The sequence below is a fragment of the Micromonospora sagamiensis genome, from assembly GCF_014680085.1.
GTDB classification, from domain to species: domain Bacteria; phylum Actinomycetota; class Actinomycetes; order Mycobacteriales; family Micromonosporaceae; genus Micromonospora; species Micromonospora inyonensis.
Window position 1 is genome coordinate 1,651,504 of sequence record NZ_AP023438.1, and the last position, 12,887, is coordinate 1,664,390.

Sequence of the window (12,887 nt, forward strand, 5' to 3'; positions counted from 1 at the left end):
ACCACCTCAGGCGGCCGGAGCGACCGCCCCGGCAGCGGCGGTGAGCCGCAGGGTCGCCTCGGCGCGTACGCCGTTGACGGTCACCGCGAGCACCACCGAGTCGGCCGGCCGCAGCGCGGTGAGCGTGCCGGTGGCCGGATCGAAGCGGGCCACGTGCCAGGGCTTCACCCCGTCCGCCGGGCCGACGTGGACGCTCGGCGACGCCGACCAGTCCGCGCTGGCCGGCGCGGCCACCGGCACGGTACGACCACCGGGCTGCGTGATCGTCGCGGTCACCTTCGCCGGGGCGCCGACCACGACGGTGTCGGGGGCGGCCAGGGTGAGCCGGTCGACGTGTGCCCGGAACTCGGCGGCCACCCAGCGCGGGCCCTCGACCAACGGGTCACGTCGGGCGCGCTCGGCCTCCTGCGGGGTCACCGGGTCCACTCCGACCATCGTCCAGCCGGTGAACCCGCCCTGATCGGCGGGGCTGGACGGGCCCTTCCCGGAGTTGCCGTTGATCAGGAAGGGCACCCCGTCGACCCGGTCGGCGTGGAAGGTGCCGACGTGTCCGCCGACGAAGAGCGCGCCCTTGCCGGTGCGGTGCTGGAAGTCGGCCAGCCACTGCTCCACCAGCGCCGCCTCCTTCCGGTCGGTGAGCTGGCTGGCCTTGGCCGGGCCGGGGTCGCGCGGCGGGTGGTGGTGCAGCACGGCCACCGAGCCGATCCGGTCGTCGCCAGCGGCGGAGTCCAGCGCGGTCCGCAGGGCCCGGACCTGGTCGAAGCCGCCACCGCGCAGGGTCCCGGTGGAGCTGTTCAGCGTGACGAAGCGGGTTCCCCTGTGGTCGAAGACCTTCGACGGCGCACCGAAGACCGCCTCGAAGTTGGCGATCGGGGCACCCATGATCTCGTGGTTGCCCGGCACGTAGTGGTAGGGCAGTTCGCCGCCGAGTTCCTCGTCCAGGATCCGCTTGGCCAGGGCGAAGTCCGCCGGGTAGGCGGTGTCCACGAAGTCCCCGTTGATGAGGAGGAAGTCCGGCTTCGCCGCCTTGACCTCGCGCAGCGTCCGGCGGGCCTGGGCGACCAGGTCACTGTCCGGGTTCGCCGCGACGAACTGCGCGTCGGAGAGGACCGCGAAGCGCCACGGCATCCCGGCGACGGTGCCGTCGCGCAGCACCACCCGGTCGGTCCGGTGCGGCTCGGCGGGTACGTCCACCGTGGGCGACACCTTCGCCACCAGGTCGTCGATGACCACCTCGCTGGTGTACTTCGCGGCGGCGTTGGTCTCGGCCACGTAGAAGCGGCGGACCCGCAGCGGGTACTGCACCCCGGCGGGTACGTCGAACTGCACGTACCGCCAGCCGGTCCAGGTGACCAGCGGCCCACGCAGCACGTGCTGGGTGTCCTGCGCGTCGTGCAGGTGCAGGCTGGGCCATTCGCCCGTGCCGTTGCCCTTGATCCACATGCCGAAGGCCTGCGGCTGCCCGGGGACGGCGATCCAGGCCGGCGGGTCGGCGTACGCCGCCCGGGTGCCGGTGGACTGCCCGAAGTCGTACGACATCCGCAGGCCGGTGCCGGTGTGGCCGGGTGCGGGGGCGACCGAGCCGGTGGCGCGGGCGGCGCTGAACCTCCAGTTCGCCGCGTCGTCGAAGCCGGCGACCGGCACGTCCGTGAGGCCGACGGTCACCGGCACCACGGTGCGCTGCCCGGCCACGGTGACGGTGACCAGGGCGGAGCCGCTGTCGCGGAGCGCGGCGACGGTGAGGTTGCCGTTGGTGTCGGGGGTGATCCGCAGCAGCTCCCGGTCGTAGGCGAGGGAGATGTCGGCGGGCTCGATCGGCGCGGTGTTGCCCTCGGCGTCGTAACCGACCACACCGAAGGTGCCGGTGCCCTGCGCGTCGGCGAGGCCGACCCGGTCCACGGTGGAGTCGACCCGGGCCAGCGGCCCGAGCACGGTGAGGTCCAGCGTGCCGCGGGCCTCGTCGCGCCAGGCGGTGACGGTGGTCCGGCCGGGACGGACGGCCCGGAAGACGCCGTCGGCGTCGACGGTGCCGTGGGCGGCGGGGTTGGCCCGCCACGTCGGCGCGCCGGCCGCCGGGCCGTACGTCTCGTCGTGGCCGGCGGCGGTGAGCCGGCGGGTCAGGCCGGGGAAGACCCGGTCCGGCCGGCCGCCCCGGACCGGCGCGACGCCGGGCGCGGCGGTGGGGTCGGCGGCGGTCTCCAGCCAGTACCCGGTGAGCCGGCCGCTGCCCTTCGGGGCGTAGACGGCCAGGCCGTTCGGGACGGCCCGCTCGGTGCCGTCGGAGGGGCTGTTCTCCACCTGGACGGACGCCGCGCCGGGCTCGCGGGCGAGCAGCGTCGAGGAGCCGCCGCCGTCGAGGTTGAGCGCGTGGTGCGCACCGAGTTCGGCCATCATCCGGCCCATCTCGGTCTGGGTGACGCCCCGGCTGTCGACCTGCCGGCCGTCCACCGTCAGCATGATCATTTTGCGCCCGTCGGCGGTGAACCCGACCGAGGTGCGTGGGGCCAGGGAGGTGTCGGCGATCTGCTGCACCACACCGTCGCGGACCAGCACGTTGCCGCCGCCGACCGCGGCGTTCGGGGTGCTGCCGTCCGACGTGCGCGGGCGGTAGGCGACGGTCACCGCGTCACCCGGGCGCAGGCCGGCGAGGGCGTCCGACCCGGCGTCCCGGCCGAGCAGGATGGTGGTGCCGGCGGGGATCGGGCCGCTGCCGGCGCGGTCGGTGACGGTGGCGACGCGCCCGTCGACCAGCGTGACCTCGGTGACCCGGGTCGCGCCCTCGACCGCCCGGGACCGGTCGTACGCGCCCCAGAGCGCGGTGAAGACGCCGATGCCGTTGCCCTGGACCATGTTGTTGAACTGGGTCAGGGTGACCGGCCCGGCGGGCAGGGTGGCGGTGCCCTCGAAGTGCACCTGGATCACCCGACCGAGCCCTTCGGCGGTGACCGCCACCGCGTTGGTGTGCCCGGCGACCGGCGACTGGATCAGCTCGCCGCCACGGATGCCGATGCCCTGCGCGGCTCCGGAGTTGTTGATGTCGAAGAAGTCGCCGTTGACCGCGGCGACCGCGCGGGAGGCGTCGACCGCGCCACGAAGCGGCTCGGCCCGGCTGACCGCGCCGGAGTTGACGTAGTCGACGGTGAGGTCACCGGTCAGGTCGGCGGTGAGGGCGTCGGCCCGCAGCCAGCCCTGCTGGTCGTACCGGTCGAAGGAGGTGAGGTCGAGCCCGGGTGCGACCGGGCGGGTGGTCTTCGCGGTCTCCAGGCCGTCGGCGGGCGCGACGCCCGCGGCAGCGAGGGTGGTGACCGTGGTCGGGTGGGAGGAGGCGCGGGGGACGTCCTCGGCGGCCGTGTCGGCCCCGGGCGACGCGGCGACGACCGGGGTCGGGCCGGCCAGGCCGAGCAGCGGCGTCAGCACCAGCACGCCGGCAAGTCGGGCGGATCGGGTACGCATGCGCGTCAGTCAACCCGACAACGAACAGAACTTTCAATACCCCGTCGGCCAACCGTAGGAAAACTTCAGCCGGCGATCTTGCTCTGAGCAGCGAGAAGGGGCACGACCGCGAACGGTCGTGCCCCTTTCCCAGGTGACCCGGCGGGTTACTCGCCCGGCGTCGACTTGGCGATCTGCATCAGGAACTCGATGTTGGTCCGGGACTGCTTGAGCCGGTCCAGCAGCAGGTCCAGCGCCGCCTGCGAGTCCAGCGAGTGCAGGACCTTGCGGAGCTTGTGCGTGATGGCCAGTTCCTCCGGCGCGAGCAGGATCTCCTCCTTACGGGTGCCGGAGGTGTGGATGTCGATGGCCGGGAAGACCCGCTTGTCGGCGATCTTCCGGTCCAGCTTCAGCTCGGCGTTGCCGGTGCCCTTGAACTCCTCGAAGATGACCGTGTCCATCACCGACCCGGTCTCGACCAGGGCGGTGGCGAGGATGGTCAGCGAGCCGCCGTTCTCGATGTTCCGCGCCGCGCCGAGGAAACGCTTCGGCGGGTAGAGCGCGGTCGAGTCGATACCACCCGACATGATCCGGCCGCTGGCCGGCGCCGCCAGGTTGTACGACCGGCCGAGCCGGGTCACCGAGTCGAGCAGCACGACCACGTCGTGCCCCAGCTCGACCAGGCGCTTGGCCCGCTCGATCGCCAGCTCGGCGACGGTGGTGTGGTCCTGCGGCGGACGGTCGAAGGTGGCCGCGACAACCTCGCCCTTGACCGAGCGCTGCATGTCGGTGACCTCTTCGGGCCGCTCGTCGATCAGCACCACCATCAGGTGGCACTCCGGGTTGTTGTGGGTGATCGCGTTGGCGATCGCCTGCAACACCATGGTCTTACCAGCCTTGGGCGGCGACATGATCAGCGCCCGCTGGCCCTTGCCGATCGGCGTGACCAGGTCGATCACCCGGGTGGTGAGGATGTGCGGCTCGGTCTCCAGCCGCAGCCGCTCCTGCGGGTAGAGCGGGGTGAGCTTGTAGAACTCCGGACGGCGGCGGGCCTCGTCCGGCTCCATGCCGTTGACCGAGTCCAGCCGGACCAGCGGGTTGTACTTGTCCCGCCGCTGCTCGCCGTCGCGCGCCGCACGCACCGCACCGGTGATGGCGTCGCCACGCCGCAGGCCGTACTTCTTGACCTGGGACATCGAGACGTACACGTCGTTCGGGCCGGCCAGGTAGCCGGTGGTCCGGACGAAGGCGTAGTTGTCCAGCACGTCGATGATGCCGGCCACCGGGACGAGCACGTCGTCCTCGCTGACCTGGGGCTCGCGCCCGCCGCTGGCGACGACGTCCCCGCCGGTCTCGTTGCGCTCGCCACGGCCCCGGCGACGGTCCCGGAACCGGCTGCGCCGGCCGCGCCGGCCGCCGCCCTCGCCGTCGTCGTCGACGTCGGTGTCGCGGTCCCGGTCGCCGCGCTGGCCCCGTTCGGTCCGGTCGCCGCGCTCGTTACGGTCGGCCCGCTCGCCGCGCTCCGTGCGCTCGTTGCGGTCGCTCCGCTCGGTCCGCTCGTTGCGCTCACCGCGCTCGGTCCGCTCGCCACGCTCAGTGCGGTCACCGCGCTCGGTCCGCTCGCCACGCTCAGTGCGGTCACCGCGGTCGGCCCGCTCACCGCGCTCACCGCGCTCGGTCCGCTCACCGCGCTCGGTCCGGTCACCGCGGTCGGCCCGGTCGTTGCGCTCGGTTCGCTCACCGCGCTCGGTCCGCTCACCGCGCTCGGCGGCGCGGTCACCACGCTCCGCCCGCTCGCCCCGCTCGGGGCGCTCGGCGGTCTCCGGGGTGACGGCCCCGCGCGGCTCCGCCTCGGTGGTGACCGGGGCGGCGGCAGCGGTCGCGGCGGCGCGCTCGGCGGTGGTCGCGGCCCGGCTGCGCCGGCTCCGTGGCCGGGACTCGGCCTCGGTCGGAGCGGTCGCCGGCTCCGCGGTCTCCCGCACGTCCGCCCGGACCTCCTCGCGGACGGGCGCGGCGGCTGCGGCCGCCACCTCGGCACGCGGTCGAGGGGCCCCGGCGGCGGCACCGCCCTGCCGCTCGGTGATGGCGCTGATCAGCTCAACCTTGCGCATGCGTGCAGTGCCGGAGATGCCGAGCGACGCGGCCAGGCTCTGCAGCTCCGGCAGCAGCATCGCTGACAGACCGGTGCCGCTGCGCCGACGACGGGCAGGGGCGGCGGCGGTGGCTTCGCCAGCGACGTTGGAAACATCCGACGTCACGTCGGTGGTGTCGCTCAATGGATTCCTTCCCTCGATAGGCCGGGGTCGCCCGGGGTCAAGAGCTCAGGTGGCCGGGCGGCCTCGGTGCACCCGTGTCGCATGACGCGCCGCGGGAGTCTGTGACACAGCAGCCGGTCGGTTTCCCGACCCACCAAACTTCGGCGGGCAGGTCTCGCCGTCTGCGGCGACCTGCGGAAACTGCGGTACGGCGTGGGCCTAGGCAGAGGTGAGACGGGCTGACCGCCGAGAGCTTCGGGGGTGCGCCGACCCGCAGGAAGATCGCATGCTTCGCGGCTGTGCTAAGTCTAGAGCGTAATCAACTCATACGACCTGCGGCAACAGGGTCCCGCTCGGCGTGTCCGAGTCTACCCTGACTGACCCGGGCACCGCTGCTGTCCACTGGTAACCGCCAGAGGTGCCATCCTGTTCCCGGCTCGAAGTCCGCTCCGGGATCGGTCAACGCCAGCACCGTCGGCCCCGCCCCACTGACCACGGCCGCCACACCGGCCTCTCGCAACGCGGTGACCAGCGCATACGTCGCCGGCATCCCCTCGGCGCGGTAGTGCTGGTGCAGCCGGTCCTCGGTCGCCGGCAGCAGCAGTGCCGGGTCGGCGGTCAGCGCGTGCACCAGCAGCGCGGCCCGGCCGGCGGTCAGCGCGGCGTCCGCGTGCGGCACCGAGGCCGGCAGCGCCGCCCGCGCCGTCGCGGTGAGCCCCCGCTCCTGGGGTACGAACACCGTGGGGCTCACCCCGGCCGCCGGGGCGAGCGAGACCGCCCGCGCGCCGGTCGGCTCGGTCCAGGCCACGGTGAAGCCGCCCAGCAGGCAGGGTGCCACATTGTCCGGATGGCCCTCGATGTCGGCGGCCAGTCGCAGCGCCCCGGCGTCGTCGAGGCGTTCCGCCCCGTCGGCCACCAGTGCGCGGGCGAGCAGCACCCCGGCCACGATCGCCGCCGAGGAGGAGCCCAGCCCTCGGGCCTGCGGGATGCGGTTGACGCACTCCACGGCCAGTCCGGCGGGCTGGCCGCCGAGGGCGTCGAAGGCGACGCGCATGGCGCGCACCACCAGGTGCCGGTCGTCGTCGGGCAGCTCACCGGCCCCCTGGCCGGTCACCGCCACCCGCACGCCACCGGTGGTCACCTCGGCGGCGACGTCGTCGTGAAGACCGAGCGCGAGGCCGAGCGCGTCGAAACCCGGCCCCAGGTTGGCGCTGGTCGCGGGAACCCGGACCCGGACGGGACCGGAGGCGAAGTTCAGGGACACGGCTAGATGCTAGGGCGCGGATCCGACAGTTGGGGGGCCGGGACGCCCCGGGTTCACCGGGACGTGACCGGATCCACGGCCGCCGCATCCCCGGTCAGCGAGAGCCGGCGGGTGGCGACCCGCCAGCCGATCGCGTACACCAGGGTGGTCAGGCCGCAGCCGGCCAGCACGACCCGCTCGTCGACGGAGTCGACCAGGGCCGCCACCACCAGTTGGCTGACCGAGATGGCCAGCGTCGCCAGCATCATGTCGGTGGCGAAGACCCGCCCGCGCAACCGGTCCGGCACCTCGCCCTGGAGCGCGAAGTTCGACATCACCCAGTTGCTGCCCCCGGCGAAGTGCGCCACGAAGACCAGCACCAGGACCAGCGGGAACCAGCCGGTGAGCGCGACCCCGACGTAGGACAGGCCGTAGGCGGACATGGACAACGCCAGTCCGGTCAGCAGCCAGCGGCGGTTGGTCAGCACCCGGCGCATCAGGATCGGGCCGACCAGCGCTCCCGCGCCCCGGAGGGCGAAGAGCAGACCCGTGCCGACCGCGCCCACCCCGTACAGGCCGGCCAGCAGGGGAAAGACGGTCAGCACCCCGTTGCCGAGGCCGACCGCCGACTTCACGGTGACCAGGGCGAGCACCCGGGGGCGGTGGGCGATGTAGGCCAACGCCTCACGGATCGCCGCCCAGGTCCGCTGGACCGGCTCGGCGTGGTCGCGGGGCGCCTGCAACGGCCGGCGGATCAGCGCGGTCAGGCTGGCGGCGAGCGCCAGGGCCGCCGCCGCCACCCAGAAGCAGACGTACGGACCGAAGGCCGCGCTGAGCAGGCCGCCCAGGGAGGCGCCGACCACGGTCATCGTGCCCCAGGCGGAGCCGGCGACGGCGTTGCCGGCGGCCAGCTCGTCCGGGTCGAGGACGTTCGGCAGGGCCGCCTGCGCGGCCGGCGAGTAGAACGCCTTCGCCACCGCGATCACGGAGATCGCCAGCATGGCCAGCCAGGCCGTGTCGGAGGTGCGGACGGCGAGCAGGAGCAGCGCGCCGACCAGGGCGGCACCGTTCGCCGCCATGAGGATCCGCCGACGGTCGAACCGGTCGGCGATGGTGCCGGTGTAGGGCAGCAGCAGCGCCACGACCCCGGTGTCGACGGCGAGCACCAGCGCGCCCCACACCCCACTGCCGGTCAACTCCGGCAGGAGCACCAGCAGGGGGACCATGACGAACCAGTCCGCGCCGAACACCACCAGCTCGGCGAGGAAGAGGATGCGGAAGTTGCGGTTCCGGCTGAGGACGGAGAGTGTCGACGCCACGTGCCCACACGCTACCCGCCACGGCCGACACCGGTGGGGCACCGGTCGCCTGCCTGGTCACCCGTCCCGGGGGGCGTCCCCGGTACGGCGGCGAGCCGTACCGGGGACGCGGGGTCACTCCTGCGGGGGCAGCGGCGAGTGCCGGCTCTTCGGCAGCCGCAGCACCTCGAACTGGTCGGTGCCGTCGACCAGCGCCGCCGAGGGCGCCGGGCGGGCCGGCTCGTCCCCGGACGCCCCGGCCGACGCCGGACCGGCGGCGACGGTGACCGGCTCGGGTGACTCGGTCTCCGCCGGCTCCCCGGCGACCGGGGCGGTGCCGTCGCCGGCCGCCGCCCGCCGGGCCAGCCGCCGCTCCTTGCGGCCCTCCACCATGGTGTAGAGCGTCGGCACCAGCACCAGCGTGAGCAGGGTCGAGCTGAGCAGGCCGCCGATCACCACGATGGCCAGCGGCTGGGAGATGAAGCCGCCCTCGCCGGTGAGGCCGAAGGCCATCGGCAGCAGCGCGAAGATGGTCGCCACCGCGGTCATCAGGATCGGCCGCAGTCGGCGCCGGCCGCCCTCGACGACCGCTTCCCGCACGCTCATCCCCTGCGCCCGGTACTGGTTGATCAGATCCAGCAGGACGATCGCGTTGGTGACCACGATGCCGACCAGCATCAGCACACCGATCAGCGCCGGCACGCCCATCGGGGTGCCGGTGAGCAGCAGCAGTCCGATCGCGCCGGTCGCCGCGAACGGGATCGACACCAGCAGGATCAGCGGCTGCACCAGGCTGCGGAACGTCGCCACCATGATCAGGAAGACGATCGCGATCGCGGCCAGCACGGCCAGCCCCAGGTCGGCGAAGGCCTCCTCCTGGTCGGCGCTGACCCCGCCGACGCTCAGGGTCGCCCCCGGCACGTCGATCCCGTCCAGCTTCTCGCGCAGCGCCTGGGTGGTCGCGCCGAGGTTGGAGCCGGTCGCCGTACCGGTCACCGTGACGCTGCGCTCACCGTCGATCCGGGTGACCTGCTGCGGCCCCTCGACCTGCCGCACGTCGGCGATGGCGTCCAGGGTGACCGCGCCGACCCGGAGCTGCCGGAGCTGCTCCACGGTGGTCGGCGGGGCGGCGGCGAAGCGGAGCACCACGTCCCGCTGTCCACCGTCGAGGGTGACCCGACCCACCGGGCTGCCCCGGAACGCCTGCCCGACGAGCTGGCCCACGGCCGCCTCGGTCAGTCCGGCGCGGGCGGCGGCCGCCCGGTCGACGGTGACGTCGATCCGGGGCACCCGCTCGGCCAGGCTGGACGAGACGTCCTCGACGTCGTCCAGCTCGGCCATGGCCTTCCGGGCCTCCTCGGCGGCGCGTGCGAGCACCTCCGGGTCGCTGGCCTGGACGACCACCGCGAGCTGGTTGGCCGAGGCACCGCCCTGGGCGCTGCCGAAGCTGATCTCGCCGGCGCCCGCGCCGAGCGAGTCGAACTCCCGGCGCAGCTCCTCCCGGAGCCGCTCGGCGTCGGTGTCCCCGTCGAGCGCGACGACGTAACTGGCGGTGCTGTTGCCGCCCCCGCCCTCCCAGGGCAGGCCGCTGCCACCGATGGTGACCTGGTACGTCTCGACGCCCTCGGTCCGCTCCAGCACCGCCTCGACCTTGCGGGCCGCCTCGTCGGTACCGGCCAGTCCGGTGCCCACCGGCAACTTCTGGCTGATGTTCAGGGTGTCCTGGCCGGAGTCGTCGATGAAGTTGGTCTCCAGCCGGGTGGCCAGCCCGAAGGTGCCCAGCAGCACCACCAGGCCGATCGCCACCGTGGCCCACCGCCGCCGGGTGGCGAACCCGATCACCGGCAGGTACGCCCGCTGGAGCGGGTTGCGCAGTTCCTTCTCCTCCGCCTCGCGGCGCACCGCCTCGGCGTCGACCGTGCCGCCGACCGGCTTGAGGAACCAGTACGCCAGCACCGGGATGACGGTCAGCGAGACCAGCAGCGAGGCGAGCAGAGCCACCGTGACGGTGATCGCGAACGGCGCGAAGAGCTGCCCGACGAAGCCCCCGACCAGGGCGATCGGGGCGAACACCGCGACCGTGGTGAGCGTGGAGGCGGTCACCGCGCCGGAGACCTCCCGCACGGCGGTGAGGATCGCCTGGCGTTTCGGCTCGCCGTACTCCAGGTGGCGTTTGATGTTCTCCAGCACCACGATCGAGTCGTCCACCACCCGACCGACCGCGATGGTCAACGCGCCGAGGGTGAGCAGGTTGAGCGAGTACTCCCCGCTCCAGAGCGCCAGCAGGGCCACCAGCACGGACAGTGGGATGGAGACCGAGGTGACCAGGGTGGAGCGGACGGAGACCAGGAAGACCAGGATGACGATGACCGCCATGACCAGGCCGAGCAGGCCCTCGGTGGTCAGGCTCTCGATGGACTGCTCCACAAAGGGTGCCTGGTCGAAGACGACGGTCAGCTCGGCGCCGGAGGCGGCCTCCAGGTCGGCGAGGCGGTCCCGGATGTCGTGGGAGATGGCCACCGCGTTGCCGTCCGGCGTGGCGGTGACCGCGATGCCGAGGCTGTCCCGGCCGTTGGTGCGGGTGACCGAGGTGGGCGGCGCGAGCTGCTCGGTCACCGTGGCCACGTCGGCGAGGCGGACCGGCGCCCCGCCCGGGACGGCCGGGGCGAGCACGATGCCGCGCAGGTCGTCGAGGGTGGCCAGCGGGGTGCCGACCTGGACGGTCAGCGACCGTCCGCCCTCGACCACCGCACCGGCCGGCACGGTGATCCCGTTGGTCTGCAACGCGGTGCCGATCGCGGTGGGCTGCAACCGCGCGGCGGCCAGTCTGGCCGGGTCCGGCGTGATCACCACCAGGTCGTCGCGGGTGCCGGTCAGGTCGACGGTACGGACGCCCTCGATCGCCTTCAGCTCGGGCAGCACCGCGCTCTCCAGCTTGCCGGCGAGGGCACGCGGGTCGTCGCCGGCGCCGGAGGCGGCGATCACGACGGCGGGCAGGTCGTCCGTGCTGCCGGCGAGCACCTGCGGCTCGACGTCCGCGGGGAGCTGGCCCTGGATGCGGTTGACGGCGGTCTGCATCTTGCTGACCATGTCGTCCACGTCGGTGCCGAACTCGTACTGCACGACGACGGTCGCGGAGCCCTCACGGGAGGTGGAGGTGATCTCCTCGACCCCCGGGATGCCCTGGAGGCTGGTTTCGATCGGCTCGGTGACCTGGGATTCGACCACCTCCGGGCCGGCACCGGGATAGGTCGCGACCACGAACGCGGCCGGGAACTCCAGCGACGGCAGGAGTTGCTGCTTGAGCGACGGCACGGCGAACAACCCGAACGCCGTGGTCACCACCGCGATGAGGGCGACCAGCCCTCGGTTGGCGAGGCTCAATCTGGCGAGCAGCGACATCGGCGTGGCTCACTCCTGGAGTATGGGTTGGCTCGGTACGGCTAGTCTGCCCGACCGAGACAACGCTCCCACCGCCGGGGTCACCGCGAGGAAACCGAGTGTGACCAGCGCTTTTCCCGCGCAATTCCGGCGAGCGTCCACGACACGTCCGCCAGCCCGCCGGGGTGGGCACCACCCCGGGCGGGGTACGCGGTCAGGCCAGGTCGAGGGAGCGGGCCGCGGCGAGCGGGTCGTTGGCGATGGTGATCGGGGCGGGCGCGGTGGAGATCGCCCACTCCGGGTCCTTCAGCCCGTGCCCGGTGACCGTGCAGACCACGGTCGACCCGGACGGCACCCGGCCCGCCGCCGCCTGCTGGAGCAGCCCCGCCACGCTGGCCGCGCTGCCCAGCTCGACGAAGACCCCGACCTCCCGGGCGAGCAGCCGGTACGCGCTGAGGATCTCCCGGTCGGAGACCGCGGCGATCAGCCCGCCCGAGGCGTCCCGGGCGTCGATCGCCTTCGTCCAGCTCGCCGGGTTGCCGATCCGGATCGCGGTGGCGATGGTGGACGGCTCGTGCACCACCTGGCCGGTGACGATCGGGGCCGCGCCGGCCGCCTGGAAGCCGTACATCTTCGGGGCGCGGGTGGTGGTGCCGGCGCCCAGTTCCTCGGAGTAGCCCATCCAGTAGGCCGAGATGTTGCCGGCGTTGCCCACCGGCAGGCAGTGGATGTCCGGGGCGTCGCCGAGCGCCGCGACGATCTCGAAGGCGGCGGTCTTCTGCCCGTGCAGCCGGTCCGGGTTGACCGAGTTGACCAGCGCGACCGGGTAGTCCTGGGCGAGCTTGGCGGCCAGCGACAGGCAGTCGTCGAAGTTGCCCTGCACCTGGAGCAGCTTCGCGCCGTGCACCAGGGCCTGGGCCAGCTTGCCGAGCGCGATCTTGCCCTGCGGCACCAGCACCGCGCAGGTCAGCCCGGCGCGGGCCGCGTACGCCGCGGCGGAGGCGCTGGTGTTGCCGGTGGAGGCGCAGATGATCGCCTTGTTCCCCGCCTCGATCGCCTTGGAGACGGCGAGGGTCATCCCCCGGTCCTTGAACGAGCCGGTCGGGTTGGCCCCCTCCACCTTGAGGTGGACGTCACAACCGAGCCGGCTGGAGAGCACCGGCGCGGGCAACAGCGGCGTGTTCCCCTCGTGCAGGGTGACGACGGGTGTGGCCTCGGTGACCGGCAGCCGTTCCCGGTACTCCTCGATCAGACCCCGCCACATATCGCTCTCCTCGT

General features: G+C 73.3%; 6 protein-coding genes. All 6 read right to left on the minus strand.

The window, feature by feature from the left end:
• Nucleotides 1-6: 6 nt before the first annotated feature.
• Nucleotides 7-3,453, minus strand: coding sequence for a phosphodiester glycosidase family protein (locus tag IGA62_RS06935; RefSeq protein WP_145815742.1), 3,447 nt, complete (start codon nt 3,451-3,453; stop codon nt 7-9).
• A gap of 146 nt (nt 3,454-3,599) precedes the next feature.
• Nucleotides 3,600-5,708 (minus strand): transcription termination factor Rho, encoded by a 2,109-nt coding sequence (gene rho / locus IGA62_RS06940; protein WP_145815741.1) that lies wholly within the window; start codon nt 5,706-5,708, stop codon nt 3,600-3,602.
• Nucleotides 5,709-6,006: 298 nt separating this feature from the next.
• A complete protein-coding gene (gene thrB / locus IGA62_RS06945) occupies nt 6,007-6,951 on the minus strand; it encodes a homoserine kinase (RefSeq protein ID WP_145815740.1) in 945 nt (314 codons plus the stop codon).
• A gap of 53 nt (nt 6,952-7,004) precedes the next feature.
• Nucleotides 7,005-8,249: an MFS transporter gene (locus tag IGA62_RS06950; protein WP_145815739.1), complete on the minus strand. Its 1,245-nt coding sequence runs from the start codon at nt 8,247-8,249 to the stop codon at nt 7,005-7,007.
• A gap of 114 nt (nt 8,250-8,363) precedes the next feature.
• Nucleotides 8,364-11,630 carry an efflux RND transporter permease subunit gene (locus tag IGA62_RS06955; protein ID WP_145815738.1) on the minus strand — a complete coding sequence of 1,089 codons (3,267 nt, stop codon included), beginning with the start codon at nt 11,628-11,630 and terminating at the stop codon, nt 8,364-8,366.
• Between the two features lie 193 nt (nt 11,631-11,823).
• Nucleotides 11,824-12,873, minus strand: a complete 1,050-nt coding sequence (gene thrC / locus IGA62_RS06960; protein WP_145821750.1) for a threonine synthase — start codon at nt 12,871-12,873, stop codon at nt 11,824-11,826.
• Between the last annotated feature and the right edge of the window lie 14 nt (nt 12,874-12,887).